At 61.4% G+C, this 17,035-nt stretch carries 15 protein-coding genes; 5 read left to right on the top strand and 10 right to left on the bottom strand.

Annotation, left to right across the window (positions count from 1 at the left end; all coding sequences use genetic code 11):
* Positions 1 to 116: 116 nt before the first annotated feature.
* Positions 117 to 2,606 carry a TonB-dependent receptor gene (locus tag GOX01_RS00670; protein ID WP_011252102.1) on the top strand — a complete coding sequence of 830 codons (2,490 nt, stop codon included), beginning with the start codon at positions 117 to 119 and terminating at the stop codon, positions 2,604 to 2,606.
* A 42-nt stretch (positions 2,607 to 2,648) separates the two neighbouring features.
* Here the strand turns inward: GOX01_RS00670 and GOX01_RS00665 are convergent, their stop codons facing one another.
* Positions 2,649 to 3,380, bottom strand: coding sequence for an SDR family NAD(P)-dependent oxidoreductase (locus tag GOX01_RS00665; protein ID WP_011252103.1), 732 nt, complete (start codon positions 3,378 to 3,380; stop codon positions 2,649 to 2,651).
* 136 nt (positions 3,381 to 3,516) lie between these two features.
* Between GOX01_RS00665 and GOX01_RS00660 the strand changes: the two genes are divergently transcribed.
* A complete protein-coding gene (locus GOX01_RS00660) occupies positions 3,517 to 5,205 on the top strand; it encodes a SulP family inorganic anion transporter (protein WP_062269622.1) in 1,689 nt (562 codons plus the stop codon).
* Here GOX01_RS00660 and GOX01_RS00655 read toward each other — a convergent pair.
* Positions 5,192 to 5,542, bottom strand: coding sequence for a zinc ribbon domain-containing protein YjdM (locus GOX01_RS00655; protein ID WP_011252105.1), 351 nt, complete (start codon positions 5,540 to 5,542; stop codon positions 5,192 to 5,194). The two genes, GOX01_RS00660 and GOX01_RS00655, sit on opposite strands and share 14 nt — an antisense overlap.
* Before the next feature lie 152 nt (positions 5,543 to 5,694).
* Between GOX01_RS00655 and GOX01_RS00650 the strand changes: the two genes are divergently transcribed.
* Positions 5,695 to 6,624 carry a Dyp-type peroxidase gene (locus tag GOX01_RS00650; protein ID WP_011252106.1) on the top strand — a complete coding sequence of 310 codons (930 nt, stop codon included), beginning with the start codon at positions 5,695 to 5,697 and terminating at the stop codon, positions 6,622 to 6,624.
* On the opposite strand, the gene GOX01_RS00645 is transcribed toward GOX01_RS00650, so the two are convergent.
* The 8 genes from GOX01_RS00645 to GOX01_RS00610 all read right to left on the bottom strand — a co-directional run bounded on the left by GOX01_RS00645 (position 6,600) and on the right by GOX01_RS00610 (position 14,117).
* Entirely contained in the window at positions 6,600 to 7,466 is an 867-nt protein-coding gene (locus GOX01_RS00645) for an NmrA family NAD(P)-binding protein (protein ID WP_011252107.1), read from the bottom strand. The two genes, GOX01_RS00650 and GOX01_RS00645, sit on opposite strands and share 25 nt — an antisense overlap.
* A gap of 38 nt (positions 7,467 to 7,504) precedes the next feature.
* Positions 7,505 to 8,338, bottom strand: coding sequence for an energy transducer TonB (locus tag GOX01_RS00640; protein ID WP_011252108.1), 834 nt, complete (start codon positions 8,336 to 8,338; stop codon positions 7,505 to 7,507).
* Positions 8,338 to 8,787: a TonB system transport protein ExbD gene (gene exbD / locus GOX01_RS00635; protein WP_011252109.1), complete on the bottom strand. Its 450-nt coding sequence runs from the start codon at positions 8,785 to 8,787 to the stop codon at positions 8,338 to 8,340. Before exbD ends, GOX01_RS00640 begins: the two co-directional genes overlap by 1 nt.
* A gap of 6 nt (positions 8,788 to 8,793) precedes the next feature.
* Positions 8,794 to 9,519 carry a tonB-system energizer ExbB gene (exbB, locus tag GOX01_RS00630; protein WP_011252110.1) on the bottom strand — a complete coding sequence of 242 codons (726 nt, stop codon included), beginning with the start codon at positions 9,517 to 9,519 and terminating at the stop codon, positions 8,794 to 8,796.
* 160 nt (positions 9,520 to 9,679) lie between these two features.
* Complete coding sequence (locus tag GOX01_RS00625; RefSeq protein ID WP_011252111.1) at positions 9,680 to 10,255, bottom strand: hypothetical protein; 576 nt, start codon at positions 10,253 to 10,255, stop codon at positions 9,680 to 9,682.
* 58 nt (positions 10,256 to 10,313) lie between these two features.
* Positions 10,314 to 10,889, bottom strand: coding sequence for an O-methyltransferase (locus tag GOX01_RS00620; protein WP_011252112.1), 576 nt, complete (start codon positions 10,887 to 10,889; stop codon positions 10,314 to 10,316).
* Positions 10,890 to 10,993: 104 nt separating this feature from the next.
* Entirely contained in the window at positions 10,994 to 11,719 is a 726-nt protein-coding gene (locus tag GOX01_RS00615) for a tetratricopeptide repeat protein (protein ID WP_011252113.1), read from the bottom strand.
* 76 nt (positions 11,720 to 11,795) lie between these two features.
* Positions 11,796 to 14,117: a TonB-dependent receptor gene (locus tag GOX01_RS00610; RefSeq protein WP_174787462.1), complete on the bottom strand. Its 2,322-nt coding sequence runs from the start codon at positions 14,115 to 14,117 to the stop codon at positions 11,796 to 11,798.
* 285 nt (positions 14,118 to 14,402) lie between these two features.
* On the opposite strand from GOX01_RS00610, the gene pstS reads away from it, so the two are divergent.
* Complete coding sequence (pstS, locus tag GOX01_RS00605; protein ID WP_011252115.1) at positions 14,403 to 15,392, top strand: phosphate ABC transporter substrate-binding protein PstS; 990 nt, start codon at positions 14,403 to 14,405, stop codon at positions 15,390 to 15,392.
* Positions 15,393 to 15,482: 90 nt separating this feature from the next.
* The gene (locus GOX01_RS00600; RefSeq protein ID WP_011252116.1) at positions 15,483 to 16,937 is read left to right on the top strand and encodes a carbohydrate porin; all 1,455 of its coding nucleotides are present in this window, start codon (positions 15,483 to 15,485) and stop codon (positions 16,935 to 16,937) included.
* The last annotated feature ends 98 nt before the right edge of the window (positions 16,938 to 17,035 follow it).

The following is a 17,035-nucleotide window of genomic DNA, read 5'->3' as shown; positions in this document are numbered from 1 at the left end:
CAGACTATGAAACTATCAATTATTTCTTCGGAATGTTCTTATGATCATCTCCTTTATCTTCAGTCCCAGATTCATAACGGTATCGTAGCGTTAGTTTTTTCAGGATCCCGCCAGACATGTCTTCCAGAATCCCCGCCCCGTCAGACCCCGTGCGTCCCTGCCGACTGCCCGCGTTCTCTTTTCTTGCCGGGCGTGGAAAAACCATTCTGGCGGCTGCCACGATCCTCAGCAGCGCAACCGTTCTTGCAGCCAATGCCGCCTGGGCCGAAGACACCACGAAGACCAGACATGCCCGCAAGGCGACCCATCACGCCGCGCCCACCTCGACGGAAGTGAAGGGCGGACAGGAATCGATCAGCGTTCTCGGACAGCGGAGCCAGGCGCCCGGTGGCGGCATGATGCGGGCGGAAACGGCGGCGCGCTCGGTTCAGTCGGTCACGCAGGCCTATATCGAGATGCAGAGCCCGACCAGTTCTCCGCTCGACCTGATCAAGAACCTGCCCAGCGTCAATATTTCGACGCCAGATCCTTCCGGGAACGAGGGCGGATCCATCAGCAGCCGCGGCCTGTATGACAACGACATCGGCTTCCTGCTCAATGGCATGCCGATCGCGAACGGGTCCTCGACGGCCGCGTCGAACTTCATCCAGAACTACATCGACAGCAACAACATCGCCTCGGAATCCATGACGCCGGGCTCGATCTCGGTTGAAGATCCGCTGACCTCCGCCGCGGCCGGTGCGCTGAGCATCACCACCCGTGCGCCTTCGCAGAAATTCGGCGGTTTCATCTCCGGAAGCTACGGCTCCTTCAACACGTCGCGCGAGTTCATCCGGCTGGACAGCGGCGAGATCGGCCATTCCGGCATCACGAGCTATGCCTCGTTCTCGAACATGCATTCGGACGCCTGGCGCGGCTCGGGCACCAGCGAGCGCAAGCACATGGACTTCCGGATGACCAAGACGATCGGCGAGCGCAGCTCGATCGACCTCTTCGTGGGCTACAACCACTCGTTCTATTACCAGAACCGCTATCCGACGATGGCGAACTTCTATGCGGACAAGAACGGCCTGCCGGTCACGACCCCGATCAGCTACAACGCTACCTTCAGCGCAACGTCTCCGAGCAGCTATTACGGCGTGCATGGCTCGGACAAGGACCAGTTCTACGCGTCCCTGCCGATGAAGTTCGCGCTGAACCATCTCTTCAGCGTCACCATCACGCCCTATTACCAGCGCGGGGCCATCACGCTGAACAGCGCCTCGCGCCTGCAGGAAGGCCATACCTATGCGGGAACGGCCCTGCAGAAGGTTGACCTCAACGGTGATGGCAAGATCAGCACGGCCACGCGCGCGGCTGTCTCGACCAATGCCATGTCCCTCAACCAGCAGGGCGGCGTCGTTGCCAGCCTTCACTGGCATGGCGAAAACAATGACGGCCAGATCGGCTACTGGCACGAGGAGAATTCCTATTCCCTCAAGACGCCTCTGTCGCGCATGAATCAGGTCACCGGGGCGCAGCCTTCGGACACGGATACGGCCGCCTATTACCGCACCACCAGCGGCAACATCTATTATTCGACCAACTATGTCGGCTCCTACAGCCTCAATTCCGGCTTCATGGAAGACACGCAGTTCTTCCTGAACCACAAGATGTCCCTGACGGGCGGAATCAAGGTTGTGTCCGAAACCCTGCGAGGTCAGGACTTCCTGGCCAGCACGGCAAGCAGCTCGAACCACACCTTCGTCTCCCCGATGCCGCGCATGTCCTGGTCCTGGGACTTTGCTCCGCATCATCAGGTCTACATCAATGCCGAAGGCGACTTCCGCGCGCCCTCACCCGTCAATCTGATCACCCGCTACAGCACGAGCACGGGTGCCATGACGACCTCGGGGGCCAATGCGAAGCCGCAATATTCGATCAAGGAAGAGCTGGGATACCGCTATACGGGTGACGTCTTCCTGGCGGATGTCAGCGTCTACAACTTCAACGTCACCAACCGCCTGCTGTCGCTCAACACGTACAGCAATGACGTGCCGGTCAGCGAGACGCTCAACACGGGCGGCGAGACGATCCGCGGCGTGGACCTGATGCTGTCCACCAAGCCGCTGTTCCATCGCTTCCGGCCGTATCTGTCGTTTGAATACCTGCACGCCACGATGGACAACAATCTGCCGATTGCAGCCGATAACGGGTCGATCGACTATCTGAAGACGCGCGGCAAGACGCCGATCATGACGCCAAAGTTCATGGGCAGCATCGGTCTGACCTATACGGAAGGTCCGTTCTTCCTGAATGCCAGCATCCGTTACACGGACAAACAGTATTCGACGTTCATGAACGACCAGGCGATGCCGTCCTACTTCTCGGACTCCCTGTCCCTGGGCTATCATCTGCCGAAGTTCTTCATCGCGCAGTCGCCGGTCTTCAAGCTGAACTTCACCAACCTGACCGGCCAGTACAAGCTGGGTGGCGTCTATTACTTTGCGGAAAATGCGAAGGCCACGACGGGTGTGTATGGCAACAAGATCTCGGCGGATTCCGCACCGTCCTATTACATCCAGCCGCCTTTCTCGATGATGGGCTCGCTCTCCACCAGCTTCTGAAGCAACGACGGCTCCCTCACAGCGAGGGAGCCGTTTTCGGTCTCAGGCGACGAGACCGCCATCCACCAGGATGGACGCACCCGTGATGTAGGACGCATCCGGGCTGGCGAGGAACGACACGGTGCGGGCAATATCATTGACCTTGCCGTAGGATTCCGTGGCCGTGAATTTGCGAATGACAGCAGCGGCCGCGCCGTCCTCGGGATTGAGATCCGTTGCAATCGGGCCGGGCTCGACGACATTCGCGGTAATACCCTGTGGGCCGAGATCCCGAGCCACACCCTTCGTAAAGCCGATCAGACCGGCCTTCGTCGCTGCATAGAGCGAGATGCCCGGGAATGGCGCACGCTCACCAAAGGCCGAGCCGATATAGATCAGGCGGCCACCCGTCTTCATATATTTCAGGGCCTCAACCGTCTCGACCATCGCAGCGCGCAGGTTGAGGTTCAGGACCTCCTCGATCTGCGTGACGGTCATCTGGGCAATCGGGCCGTAGGGATAGATGCCCGCGTTGCACACCAGCGCATCCAGACGTCCGAAGGCTTCATGTGTCTTCGTGATGGCTGCGATATTGCCATCCGTGCTGCCGCCATCGGCCTGAACGGCGACGGCCTTGCGGCCCAGCGCCTCAACTTCTGACACGACTTTCTGCGCGGCTTTTTCGTTGCGGGCATAGGTGATGGCGATATCGAAGCCATCCTGCGCCAGCTTCAGCGCGATCGCCGCACCGATACCGCGTGATCCACCGGTAATGAGCGCTACTCTGTGGGTCATGATCCTGTTCCTTCTGACTGCACTGACGAAAGATCCGTCTTTGAGCTGCCAGATCATGAGGCATTTTCGGGCCGGACCCAACCACCTGTTGGACATTGTGAAGACATCCTTCCCGCAAAGGCCTAGAACACATCTCATGTCGGAACAGCAGCACCCCACCGGACCCCGTCGCGGGTGGACGGATATTGTCGCAGGTCTTTCCCTTGCCTCGGTGAATATTCCGCAGGTTCTGGGCTATACGCGCATCGCGGCCATGCCAGCAGTCACGGGGCTTTATACGGTCCTGCTGCCACTTGTGGCCTTCGCAGCATTCGGTTCATCCCGGCACCTGGTCGTGGCTGCTGATTCCGCGACGGCGGCCATTTTCTCAAGCGCGATCGGCAAGATGGCACCGCCCGAAAGCGCGCATTACATCGCGCTCGTCAGCATGACCGCACTCCTCTGCGCGGCACTTCTGCTGGTGGCGCGGGTCTTCCGGCTGGGGTTTCTGGCGGATTTCCTGTCCCGCACCGTGCTGACGGGATTTCTGGCCGGGGTGGGCGTGCAGGTCTGCATCGCCATGCTGCATGACATGCTGGGCGTGTCGGTCAGCGCACATAATCCGCTGGTGCAGGCTTACGAGACCTTCCGTCAGATCCCGCATGGGAGCCTCATGGTCGCGGCTCTCTCGGCGGTGACGGTCGGCATTCTCATGACCGGGCAGCGCCTTGCGCCGCATCTTCCGGCCGGGCTCTACGTCGTGATCGGCAGTATTGCGCTGAGCATGGGGCTGAACCTGTCCCATCACGGTGTTCCGACACTGGGACATGTTGCGGGTGGGTTGCCGCATTTCGGCCTGCCGGACGTCTCCTGGAACGAGCTTCTGGCCCTTCTGCCTGTCGCGGCGTTCTGCGTGTTCGTCATCATCGCGCAGAGTGCGGCCACGTCCCGGGTCTTCGGGGAGCGGTTTCATGAAACCGTTGATGAGGACCGCGATCTTCTGGGTCTGTCTGCTGCCAATGTCGCAGCGGGACTGAGCGGGACCTTCACCGTCAATGGCAGCCCGACGCAGACGGCCATGGCCGTGCGGTCCGGTGCCCGCACGCAGGTGGCACAGGTCACGTTCGCCTGCGTGACGCTCATGGTGCTGCTGTTCCTCACGCGACCGCTCGAAGCCCTGCCTCGCTGCGTTCTGGCAGGGATCGTCTTTACCGTTGCGGTCGGCATGATCGATCTGAAAAGCCGGCGTGCGATCCGGCAAGAAAGCCCCGGTGAGTTCTGGCTGGCCGTCACGACAGCCGCCGTCGTTGTGGGGGTTGGCGTCGAGGAAGGCATTTTCCTTGCCATCGCGCTCTCGCTGTTCCGCCATGTCCGGCACAGCTACGAGCCGCATACGATGGTGCTGCAACAGTCCCCGACGGCCGGCGTTCTGGAAGCCCTGCCCGCAAAAGACGGGCTGGAAAGCGCGCCGGGGTTGATCGTCTTCCGCTTCTGCGCGGATCTGTTCTACGCCAATTCGACGCGCTTTCGGCAGGATCTTCTGGATCTGGTGGAGCATGCGCCCCATCCCGTCCGCTGTGTCGTGCTGGATGCAAGCCCCGTCACCGACATCGACTATTCCGCTGCCGCCGACCTGCGGGACCTGATCGCGCAACTGCACCAGCGCGGCATTGCGCTGCTCTTCGGGCGGGTGAGCGTCTATCTGCGGGCCGATATGGACCGGCACCACATCACCCCGGCGCTGGGGGACGGCAATATCTACGCCGAACTGCATACGGCGCTGAAAGCCGCCCACCAGATCCTCGGGGACACCACAGTGCCCCCTCCAACCGTCAGGCCTTCCTGACGAACTCGGATTTGAGGTTCATCGCGCCGATCCCGGGGATCTTGCAGGCGATGTCATGCCCGTCGCCGCCGTCCGAAAGACGGATGTTCTTCACCTTGGTGCCGCCCTTGACGACCATGGACGAGCCCTTGATCTTCAGATCCTTGATGACCGTCACGCTGTCGCCATCGGCCAGGACATTGCCGTTGGCATCGCGGATTTCAGCAGAAGCCTCGCCGCTCTCCGCTGCCGTCTCGGCCGGGTTCCACTCATGCGCGCATTCCGGGCACATCCACAGCGCACCATCCGGATAAACGTGTTCGCACCCGCAGACCGGGCATTTCAGATTACTGTCCATGATAACCTTTTTCCGTTTGTGGCCGGACACTACTGCACGCAGTCCGTATTTCAAAACGGAGCTCACCCGTTTTCGTAATCTGTTCGTTCGACATGGAGCGCGCTATCAACGGGGCAGACATATATTGCCACGCTGATGGAAAGACTGTTCCGATGTCCGACACCACGCCTCAACCCGTTGCCGCGCCCCTGACCCGGGCCGCCATTTTTCTGGTCCTGAACATCAATCCCGGCACGGACGCGGAAAAGACCATCCGCAGTCTGTGCGCGGACCTCTCGGGGCTGCGCCGTACGGTGGGTTTCCGGGACCTGAACGGGCAGCTTTCCTGCGTCCTCGGCTTTGGATCTGCCGCCTGGGACCGTCTCTTTCCCGGTCCGCGTCCGAAAGAACTGCACCCGTTTCAGGAAATCAAAGGCGTCCATCACGCCGTTTCCACGCCCGGCGACATGCTCTTTCATATCCGCGCCACGCGCATGGATATGTGTTTCGAGATGGCCAAGCTGGTCATGGATCGCCTGCGCAGCGTGTGCACGGTTGTCGATGAAGTCCACGGCTTCAAGTATTTCGATGACCGGGACCTGATCGGCTTCGTGGACGGCACGGAAAACCCGGAAAACGCCGCAGCATGCGAAGCCGCAATCATCGGCGATGAAGATCCGGCGTTCAAAGGCGGCAGCTACGTCATCACCCAGAAATACTTCCACGATCTCGACGCCTGGAACACCCTGCCAATCGAGATGCAGGAAAAGATCATCGGCCGTAAAAAGCTCTCCAATGTCGAGCTTGATGACAAAACAAAGCCCGCTTACGCGCATAACGCGCTGAACGTCGTGACGCGCAACGGCAAGCAGGTCGATATCCTGCGGGACAACATGCCGTTCGGTGAAGCCGGAAAGGGCGAGTTCGGCACCTATTTCATCGGCTATGCCCGCTCCCCGTCCGTGACCGAGGAAATGCTGCACAACATGTTCGTCGGCAAGCCGGAAGGGAATTACGACCGCCTGCTGGATTACAGCCGCCCTGTTACGGGCACGCTGTTCTTCGTCCCGTCAGCCGATTATCTGGACGATATCGACGCCTGATTGCGCAGGCAGGTCTGAAGATCCGTCGCACCCCGCAAGGGCGTGCGCGGACGCTCATAGCGTCCGTCCACAAAAATCCCCGTCATCGTGGCATAGGACTGCGCGGCTTCGGGGCAGAAGCCGTGACTGCGATAGAACTCCGGCCACTCCGGACGCGGGATTTCGTCGACTGTCACATCCCGCCCCAGCACGGCGCTGAGGGCTGTTGCGACGTTTTCCAGCGTATAGGTCTCGGGGCCTTCGATGCTGTAAGTACCCGTCTCTTCCACTGGGGCGACCAGAAGACGGGCCGCCAGTTCGTCCACATCCTGCGGCGCGACCATCGGGGCTTTGAGATCCTTTGGCAGCAGGCTGGGAAATACCCCTGACTGCCGCGCAGTGGACAGAGCACCGTACCAGTTGCTCATGAAATACGCCGCCCTCACGACACAGAGCGGCACTCCCATTTCCCGCGCGCCCTGCTCGAAAGTGTACAGGCTCCCCAGATCCCCACAATGCGAGTTGTCCTGCGCGCCATAGGTCGATTGCACGACGATCTTTTCCAGAGAAGCTCCCCGGACGGCGTCAAGAATGGACTGGATCGTGCGGCGTTCTTCGCGGTCCACATCCAGCGACGGGCTGGCAGGCGGGTTCAGCAGAAATGCGCGCCGGGCTTTGCAGAAAGCCGCCGTCAGGGCCGCCGTGTCGTGAACATCGAGCACGGCCACGCTGGCCCCGCGGGCAGACCATGCAGCGGCCTGTTCCGGACGATGCAGAACGACCGTGACCGGCCGCCCCTGCTCCAGCAGGCGTCTGGCGACCGTGCCGCCCACATGTCCTGAGGCGCCGAGAACGATATCCATGTCATTTCCCCCTGCGCGCTGTTTAGGGGGAAAGCGGATCAGTGTTCCAGATAGAACTCGATGGGAACCGTCAGGGACAGCGGATCGCCCTGCACACTGTCGGGCGGAATGGGCAGCGGTTCGGCACGGTGGATCAGGGCCAGCGTCTCCGCATCCAGCAGATCATGCCCCGCGCTGCGCTTGAGGCTGGCGCTCAGGACATGGCCTTTGCGGTCCATGACGAAATGCAGCAGGGACGTTCCTTCCTGATGCGTGGACTGGGCTTCCTGCGGATAGCGCTTGAACCGTTCCAGACGCGCCAGAAGCTCGCCCTGCCAGGTGACGGGGTCATGCGATGCATGACTGGACGTGCTGGCCGAAGCGGCGCTCGGGCTGGTCGTGGGCTGGGCTTCCACAGTGCGCGGGGCTGTTGTCTTTTCCGCAGGCGGCGCTTTGACCGGAACGGGCGGGAGCGGCTTGTGCACACTCGGCTTGTGCGGCCTGATTTTTTCCGGCTTGGGCACCGGGACCGGCGGGCTGGGCGCGGGGCTTGGTGGAGCTTCGACCTTGGGAGGATCTTCCGGCTGCGGCTCCGTCGAGGCCACTGCCTGCTGCGGACCGGGATCAACATCCTGCTGCGGGGCCGGAACCGGCGCGGGGACAGGCGCGAGATCGATGCTGATCGCAGCCGGAGGCGGTTCCGCCGCCAGAATGGGCTGGGGATGGGCAGACGTTACCGCCCAGAGCAGGACAGCCCCTGTGAGGACGACAACGCCCAACGCCGAGCCACCCCAGAGCCTTACGCTCCGGCGGTCTTCCAGACGGCATGTTGCGGCGTACCATTCCCGAAAACTCGGCAGCGTCGCTTGCGCGGAGATCAGCCCGTCCGACATCAGGGCGTCGTTCCGGTCGTCTGGCCTTGTGTCGTCTGGCCTTGAAGCGTCACGAGCGCCACCTTGAGATAGCCCGCGCTTCGCAGATGGTCCATGACGTCCATGAGCGTACCGTAATCCACGGTCTTGTCGGCGCGCAGGAAAATGCGTTCGTCGCGATTGCCCTTGGTCGCGGCCGCGAGTGCTTCGGTCAGCTGCGCGGCGGGCACGTCGTTTTCGCCGAGGGCCAGATTGTGATCCGCCTTGACGGTCAGAAAGACGGGTTCGTCCGGCCGGGGTGCTGTCTGCTGCGTGGAGGATGGCAGATCGACGGGGACGTTGACGGTCGTGAGCGGAGCCGTGACCATGAAGATCACGAGCAGCACCAGCATGACATCAATGAACGGCGTGACATTGATTTCGTGCGCTTCGAGCACGGTTTCGTCCGCATGGCGGATCCGGATGGCCATGGAAGCTTACTCTGCCGCAGCCAGCGTATCGCGGCCAAAGCGGATCACCTTGCCGCCATTGATCCCACGCGCCAGATCCCTCGACACCAGACGCATCACGAGCGACGTCAGATCCGCAAGACAGGCGCGGCAGGCTGCCGTCTGGCGGGCGAGATGATTGTAAATGACTACGGCCGGAATGGCGGCAACGAGCCCGAGTGCGGTTGCCAGAAGCGCTTCGGCAATGCCCGGCGCCACGACGGCGAGGCTGGTGGCATGGGCGGCCGCAATGCCCGTGAAGGATGACATGATGCCCCAGACCGTGCCGAACAGCCCGACAAACGGCGACGTCGCGCCGATGGTCGCAAGAACGCCCGTCCCCCGCATCAGGCGGCGACCTTCAGCGGCTTCCAGCCTTTCAAGATGCAGCACGATCCGCTCCTTGATGCCCTCGCGGTCGCCCGGAATGTCCTGCGAGCGCTGACGCTCCACTTCGGCGGCCATGACCATGGCATGGGCGATACCGGAGCCCGATCCGGTGCGCGTCCATTCCTCGCCGATATCCAGCGTCTCGGCGTCTTCGAGCGTGATTTCCGACTTCTTCAGACGCGAGCGCAGGCGCTGCAGTTCGATGGTTTTGGCAATGAAGATCGTCCAGGTCACGAGCGAGGCCATTGCAAGAATTGTCATGACGCCCCGCACGACCGGGCCGGCGTCGAGAAACATCTGCCAGGGGGAAAAGCTAAGGGACATCACGGCACCTGTTGGAACTGCGGGAATACTGAATCGACGATAATGAGAGTCATTCTCACTATCAAGGATGATTCGCATCCTCTTGCATGTCGTTTCGTGTCCGGGGACCGGATTTCAGGCGGATATGAAAAAGCCCCGGTCAGACCGGGGCTTTTGTATCTCAGTCCTGATGCTGTTCGGGGTGCTGGTGATGGCCCCCATGGCCTGATCCGTCACCCGGACCGGCATGGTCATGCGGGCGCTGAAGGACTGCGACCACCGTATCATTGACGGGATGTCCGGACGCCTTTGCGATATCGTCGAGCGTCTGATCCGCCGAGCTGACCGTATAGCCCTGTGCCTGAAGGCGGTGCACGAGAGCGTCTGCATCCGTATGGACCAGAGGCGCCAGCAGCGTGAGCGGCGCGTGTTCCAGAACCGGGAGCGCCATGAACGCGGTCTGCCGGTTACCCGCATGGCCGCTGGGTGCCTGGAAGAAGAACGGGATGCAGCCCGCGAACGCGATGATCAGCGGCACATACAGCGTCTTGCGACGGGCGTAATTGACCAGCGAGGTCCAGTTCTTCACCAGATGAAGGATGAAGGGTGCGAGAAGCACCATGCTCAGCCATTCATGGATGGGATGAAACGCTGTCGGCCCCCAGTGGAAGAACAGCGCCACGCCCGTGACGCCGGAGACAATGAAGAACCCGGTCGTCAGTGGGGTTCCGTATCGGTTCATGAATGTCTTGAACATGTTGCTTTCTTGTGCCGGCACAGCGCCGGACGCAGTTTGATGTCAGAAAAACAGGGATTTAAACGGGGAGATACCGGCTGACTTCGAGCCCTGTCCCCACGGGCAGCGGCACGCTCAGCATGTGCGGGATGGCGCGGACGGCTTGCTGGTACTTTCGCGCATCTTCGCCACCGGGAACGCGCATGTTGTCCGCCACGATGATGGCGCCCGGAGCGAGCTTCGGCAGGACGGCCTCAAGGCAGGGCACATAGAGGTCCTTCCACAGATCCATCAGGACGAAGTCGATGCCATCGTCCATCCGGCCGATCAGGCTCAGCGCATCGCCGTGGCGGAAATCGACGTAATCGGCCAACCCGGCCCGCTCCGCCATGTCGCGGGCATAGGCGATCTTGTGCGGCTCCAGCTCCATCGTCACGAGCCGCCCGCCCGCAGTCCGTGCTGCCTCTGCCAGCCAGATTGTGGAATAGCCGTAGGACGTTCCCAGTTCGAGAATGCTGATGAGCTGTCCGGTCCGGCGGCCCACAGCCAGAAACCGTTCGGAATTGGGGCGGTGGATCCCGGCATTGCGCTCTTCGCGCTCGGCCTGAAGCCGCTCGTGATAAAGCTCCAGAACCTGTGCGACACGATCATCCATGCAACGCGATCCTTCTCTGAAACCAATATCCTGTCATGGTTTCAGGCGCTGTCACCTCACCATTCTGTATGAAAAACGCACGGTCTGTAAGGCGATGTTTCAGCTCAGGCGGCATGGGAGACGCCCCTCGCCGCCTGGGCCTCCAGCAGCGCAAGGCAGCGGATCATGACAGCCTGGAACACGCGCTCCCGCGCATGGGGGCGGATCAGGGCCAGCACGGCGTCGGGCACGCCGATGATCGCGCAATCCAGCGCTTTTTCAAGCGCCTCCGCTGCCTCGGACCAGGCGCCCCGTTCCAGCGCAAGACGCGCCAGATTGAGCCAGGCCCAGCAGTCCCCGCCCTCGGCCGCGGCCTGATAAAACTGATGGGCCGTGTCCGGATCAGGCCCCCCTGCCGGGGCTGAACCGTCCTCGTGCATGATCCCCAGCATGTTCAGGGCCTTGGCGTTTCCGGTCCGGGCGGCATCCACATAGAGCCGGTAAGCCCGCTGCGTATTCTTTGGCACCCCGTCCCCGGCCAGGAACAGATCGGCCAGATTGAACATGGCCCAGCCGTCTCCGCCCTCGATCGCGGTTTCAAAACATCGCGCCGCCATGGCCGGGTTGCGCTTCACGCCCCAGCCCCGCTCATAGGCGCGACCGAGCATGTTCAGCGCCACGGGATGTCCGCTGCGCGCCGCGATCGCGAAACAGGAAAAGGCGTCTTCCCGACGCCCTGCATCCAGATGGGTCTGCGCCAGAATCAGCTGTGCCTTCACCTGTTCGGGAACAGGCAAAGGCGCAGGCCGGGCGGTCCCGTCATCCTGATGCGCTCCTGACACTGATGACATCGCGTTCCTTTCTGGTCCGGTCTTTCACGCGGGGTGAAAGACCGGGGTTTTTTGCAGGACAGGGGAATGGTCCGGATCAGAAACCGATGCCGAAATTGCCCATGAAGGTCCGGCCGGACTGCGGCACGGCACGGCCCGTACTGAAGGCCGAAGCATAGTTCAGGTGATCGGACAGGTTGTTGGCGTTGAACTGCACATGATACCGGCCGTACTGGTAGGAAATCATGGTATTCAGCGAGAAGTTGTACGGCATGCGGGCCGTGTTTGCCTCGTTCGCCCAGTAGCCGGAGCTGTACTGCGCGCCACCACCGACACTCAGCTTGCCCTGACCCGGCTTGAGCAGCACCGGCGACAGATCATAGGACGTCCAGACCGAGAAGTTGTTGTGCGGGAGCTGCGGGGCCTGCTTGCCGTCCGTCGTGGTAGAATTCGTTACCTTGCCGCCCATGTAGGAATACGCGGCATAGATTTCCCATTCCTTCGTGATCTTGCCCGTCAGGCTCAGTTCCGCACCGCGGATCTCACGCCCGGTTCCTGCATCCTGGAAGCCGGTAATGATATTGCCGCTCTCGTCGTAGGTGTACGAGTTGTTCTGTTCGATCTGATACAGCGCCGCCGTCATGCCCAGATGCTTGTTGAGGAAGTCCATCTTGGTGCCGACTTCGAACAGGTCGCTGCGCTGCGGCTTAAGGTTCTTTCCGTTGACAGGGACGTCTCCAACGCTCGCCTGATTGGTGATTTCAGACGACGCATCCGTTCCGACCGGCTTGTAGGAGCGGGAGAACGTGAAATAGACGGTCTTGTTGTCGTCCAGGTCATACATAAGGCTCGCGGACGGGCTGAACTTGTTGGACGACTGGGACTGCACGCCCGAAGAGGCTGCCGCCGCACTCCAGTATGTGCTCTCGAAGCTGTCCCAGCGGAACGTTCCGAACAGGGACAGACGCTTGGTGATGTGGATCTTGTCCGCCAGAAAGAGACCCAGATCGCGGAAATCCGCCGTCCGGTGCCCGCTGGAGGGCCAGGTGATATAGGTGCCCGGCGAGGAATAGGACGGGTTGCGGATCGTCTGGTCGTTCACACGGTTCACATACGTGCCCATGATCCGGTCGTCCTTGGTGTAGTTGATGTCCACACCCGCGCGGACGTCATGATGCAGGAAGCCCGTATTGAACTTCGCCCGAGCCATCATAACGTTCTGGATGCCCCAGCCATCCTGCTGATAGGCCACACCACCGTCGGCGCCGTAAGGCAGCGTCGGGTTGCCGCCTGACAGGAACGACGTGACACAGGTTCCGGTACAGGCATTCGGGGTCGTTGCGGAGTAGTCACGATGGTAGTGCGTAAAACGCGTATCGTTGTTGAACGTCAGCCAGCGCGCGATTTCCGACGAGAACTTCGACGTCACCATGTGGATGTTCGAATTGTCCATGTTGAAGCTGCGCGCATAGCTCGTATCGCGGTTCAGACCATGGCTCGTGATCGGGGAATAGATGCCGCCGATCTGGATCATCGGAACACCGTAATCCGGCGTGCCACGGCTGCCGAGCCACTGGTAATTCAGGTGATAGGTCGTTTTCGTCCCCAGACCGAAACCAAGATCCGCCGCCACGCCATAACGGTCCGTGCGGATGTTGTCGCGATCGGCCACGTCCTGCTTGTTGTACATGCCGTTCACGCGCAGGGCAGTATGCTTGCCAAGCTGGTAGTTCACATCCGCCGTGCCGCGATACTGCATGCCGCTGGCGAAAGTCTGGTCCAGATCGTAATGGTTGCCCAGATGCGCCTTCTTGAGCGTCTGGTTGATCACGCCACCCACATTGCCCGCACCGAAATACTCGCCGCTCGGTCCCTTGATGACTTCGACGCTCTCGGTATTGAACGTGTCACGCACATAGGTTCCGAAGTCCCGCAGGCCATCTTCATAGATGTCGCCACGCGCCTGCTGGCCGCGGATGCGGAACTGGTCGCCGTTCAGGCCGCCATTGCCTTCGCCCGTGGACATCGTAATGCCCGGAACATTGGCAAGTGCCTGATCCAGCGTGAACAGGCGCTGCTGGATGATCAGCTCTTTCGGCACGACGCTGATGGTCTGCGGCGTGTCACGGACCGTGCCCGGCATGCGCCCGATATCGAGAGACGTGTTGTTCGTATTGCTGCTGTCAGCGTCCACCTGACCGTGAACGCGCACGGCGGAGAGGTTGATCGTGCTGTCGGTCGCGGTCGTGCCCGTATCCGTTCCGTCCTGTGCCTCGGCGTCCCCGGCTTCTGCGACACCCAGACCTGCGCCGAGCGCGAGCATGACGAGGGCCGACCATTTCTGGCCCGAACCGTCGCGGGATGACCTGAGGGATGCGCCCGATGGCGATGGGATCGAAAAATCGTTTTCTGAAGGCATGCAGCACCTGAACTCTGGAAACTTCACAAATCTTCCGCCGGCTTCCGCCTGATCCCGAAGGGACCACGCGTCAGGCAAAACCGCCGCGACGTTCTGACTGGGGTCTGTTTCCCGCATCCCAGATGTTAATGCAAATGATTCTCATTAGCAATATTGTGTAATAATGACATTGTTGCTTCGAGGCCACAGGTGACCGCTTAAACCTTGATGACAGGCATGGTCACGACGTTCCCCGCAGTGATACTGACAGGGCAGCCGGAGCATCAGAACGGAGCGTGGTCAGGCATGTTTCATCGTGTGGGGTTTATCGCGCGCGGCCTTGCGGTCGCTCTTGTTGTCATGGTCTTCGGGACGGCGCATTCCGCCACTCTCACAGGGGGCGGATCGAGCTTCGCCGCGCCCCTTTACCGAGCCTGGAGCGCTGAACTCCACCGCCAGACCGGCTTTTCCCTGACATACCGCAGCGTCGGTTCCGGCGAGGGACAGAGGCTCATCATGGCGGGAGCCGTGGATTTCGGGGCGTCGGATCTCCCGCTTTCGGGGGACGTTCTGGATGAACGGGGGCTTTACCAGTTCCCGACGGCGATCGGCGCGATCGTGGTGGTCATCAATGTTCCCGGCATCGCGTCCAACCAGATGAAGCTGGACGGACCAACGCTTGCCGCCCTGTTTGACGGCAGGATCACGTCATGGGCCGATCCGCGCATCCGTGCGCTCAATCCCGGCCTGCGCCTGCCGGATCTGGATGTGCTGCCCATCCATCGTGAGGAGGCCTCGGGCACCAGTCAGGTCTTCAGCGACTATCTTCATGCCGTCGCCCCCGACTGGAAAGCCGGGATGTGGGGTGATGGCTCGGAAGCGCGGGGCAATGACGGGGTTGCGGCCAGCGTGCGGCAGTCCATCGGCGGGATCGGCTTTGTGGAATACGCCTTCGCGCGTCGGGACAGGCTGAATACCGTTCGGCTGAAAAACCATGCCGGGCAGTTCGTCGCCCCCGGCAAAGCGGCTTTCACAGGTGCGGCCAGCAGCGCGGACTGGCTCCATGCGGACCATTATGCCGTCAATCTTCTGGCCGCACCGGGGGCTCAGGCCTGGCCGATCATGAGCGCGACCTTCGCCCTCGTTCCCGTCCATCCGGCGGCCCCAGCAACGCGCGCCGCCGTAAAAGCATTTTTCAGATACGGCCTGAAACAGAGCGATGATGCCACGCGGGATCTGGATTACGTGCCGTTACCGACGCCCGTAAAAGAAAGGATTCTGGCCAGCTGGCCCTGAGCGGACGTCATAATAACTTCACTTCCCATCCCCCTCCCCTTGCTGTGAATGATCGTGACATTCCAGCACCTTGGGTAAAGGGGACCCGTCTTGTCAGACCGCGTTCCGGATCGTTGGCGTCTGGCCGGTCTGTGCAGTGTTCTGGGGGTCCTGATCGGGACAGCACATGCTGCCACAGCGCCACTGGTCACGGATGTTCTGCCTTCCGGCGTGCCGCTGCCCTCGCCCGCGCCTGGATTTGTCCTGCCCCCTGAGGACACCGGCACCGAACTTCTCGGCAATGTGGGTGGCGCACGCTCCTGGCTGGCCCGCAAGGGGATCAGGTTCAATCTTCAGGACGTCGAGGAAATCTGGGGCCTGACCTCGGGCGGCATGCATCCTGGTCCGACCTATGACGGCATGACGGCAGCAACACTTCTGCTGGAAACCCGGCGCGCCTTTGGCTGGCATGACGGGCTGCTCAATATCAGTGCCATTCAGGTGCGGGGACGTTCGCTTGCCGGAGAACGCCTTGGGTCGCTGAACCCGGTCAGTGGTTATGATGCGGGCCGCACGACGCGCCTGTTCGAGCTCTGGTACGGGCAGGGTTTCTTCGGAAACCGGCTGGATATCCGCGTCGGCACGATCGATCTGGATACCGAGTTTCTTGTCAGCCAGAACGCGTCCCTGTTTCTGAATGCCAGTTTCGGCTGGCCGCTCTCGACGTCCAGCAATCTCTATTCGGGCGGCCCCTCATGGCCCTTTTCCGCCGTCGGCACCCGGATCAAATGGTCCCCCGCCTATCCGCTGGTGCTCATGCTGGCCATCACCGACGACAATCCGACCAAAGGGCCGTTTTACAGCAACATCAGCCCGACCCGCATCGACCCGTCGGGCACAACCTTTTCCACCAGCGGCGGCACATTGTTCATGGGGGAAGCGCAGCTCTGGGTGGATGCCGCCCAAAGTCTTTCGGGAAAGGACGCGCCAGCCCTTCCCGGAACATGGAAAATCGGTGGCCTGTACGATACCGGACGCTTCCCCGACCCGCGCTATGACAGTCATGGCGGCCTGCTCGGCAGTCCCGACAGCACGGGGAAACCGCTGTATCATTCCGGAACCTGGCTGGGATATGTCGTGCTGGATCAGGCCCTGTGGCGCACGGTGAGCGAGCCCGTAAAGGCGATCAACGCCTTCGTCCGCGCCACCCTTGCCAGCGGGACGCGCAACCGCTTCACGACGGAAGTGGAGGCCGGTCTGACCTTTCAGGGTTTCGTCCCGTCCCGCCCCAATGATGTGATCGGGATCGGCTGGGGCACCGGGTTTTACAGTCATCGCGCAAAGGAAAACGCGCGGGACGTCATCCGCCTGTCGGACAGTTCGGGCCGACTTCTGGTGCCGGAACATCATATCGAACTGACGTGGCAGCTCCCCGTGCGCGACTACATCACCCTTCAGCCGGACTTCCAGTATTTCTGGAACCTTGGTGGACAGGAGCCGGAAAAAGGGGCGGTTTCCGCATCCCGCGGCGCCGTTCTGGGACTGAACATGACCACGACATTCTGAAAACCTACATTATGATTTCAATTAACTTTCAAACTTCGGCGGCCCTGTGCCCGGTAAGGTTCCGTTCACGGCCCGTGATGCCGATGACAAAGGAACCA

Source organism: Gluconobacter oxydans (genome assembly GCF_006539685.1).
GTDB classification, from domain to species: Bacteria; Pseudomonadota; Alphaproteobacteria; order Acetobacterales; family Acetobacteraceae; genus Gluconobacter; species Gluconobacter oxydans.
The sequence above is the reverse complement of the archived record's forward strand: the minus strand, read 5'-3'. Positions and strand labels throughout refer to the sequence as shown.

What these genes read in the sequence shown, in the direction of transcription:
- GOX01_RS00670 (WP_011252102.1), top strand. Translation starts at nt 117, where the DNA reads ATGTCTTCCAGAATCCCCGCCCCGTCAGACCCCGTGCGTCCCTGCCGA.
- GOX01_RS00665 (WP_011252103.1), bottom strand. Translation starts at nt 3,380, where the DNA reads ATGACCCACAGAGTAGCGCTCATTACCGGTGGATCACGCGGTATCGGT.
- GOX01_RS00660 (WP_062269622.1), top strand. Translation starts at nt 3,517, where the DNA reads ATGTCGGAACAGCAGCACCCCACCGGACCCCGTCGCGGGTGGACGGAT.
- GOX01_RS00655 (WP_011252105.1), bottom strand. Translation starts at nt 5,542, where the DNA reads ATGGACAGTAATCTGAAATGCCCGGTCTGCGGGTGCGAACACGTTTAT.
- GOX01_RS00650 (WP_011252106.1), top strand. Translation starts at nt 5,695, where the DNA reads ATGTCCGACACCACGCCTCAACCCGTTGCCGCGCCCCTGACCCGGGCC.
- GOX01_RS00645 (WP_011252107.1), bottom strand. Translation starts at nt 7,466, where the DNA reads ATGGATATCGTTCTCGGCGCCTCAGGACATGTGGGCGGCACGGTCGCC.
- GOX01_RS00640 (WP_011252108.1), bottom strand. Translation starts at nt 8,338, where the DNA reads ATGTCGGACGGGCTGATCTCCGCGCAAGCGACGCTGCCGAGTTTTCGG.
- exbD (WP_011252109.1), bottom strand. Translation starts at nt 8,787, where the DNA reads ATGGCCATCCGGATCCGCCATGCGGACGAAACCGTGCTCGAAGCGCAC.
- exbB (WP_011252110.1), bottom strand. Translation starts at nt 9,519, where the DNA reads ATGTCCCTTAGCTTTTCCCCCTGGCAGATGTTTCTCGACGCCGGCCCG.
- GOX01_RS00625 (WP_011252111.1), bottom strand. Translation starts at nt 10,255, where the DNA reads ATGTTCAAGACATTCATGAACCGATACGGAACCCCACTGACGACCGGG.
- GOX01_RS00620 (WP_011252112.1), bottom strand. Translation starts at nt 10,889, where the DNA reads ATGGATGATCGTGTCGCACAGGTTCTGGAGCTTTATCACGAGCGGCTT.
- GOX01_RS00615 (WP_011252113.1), bottom strand. Translation starts at nt 11,719, where the DNA reads ATGTCATCAGTGTCAGGAGCGCATCAGGATGACGGGACCGCCCGGCCT.
- GOX01_RS00610 (WP_174787462.1), bottom strand. Translation starts at nt 14,117, where the DNA reads ATGCCTTCAGAAAACGATTTTTCGATCCCATCGCCATCGGGCGCATCC.
- pstS (WP_011252115.1), top strand. Translation starts at nt 14,403, where the DNA reads ATGTTTCATCGTGTGGGGTTTATCGCGCGCGGCCTTGCGGTCGCTCTT.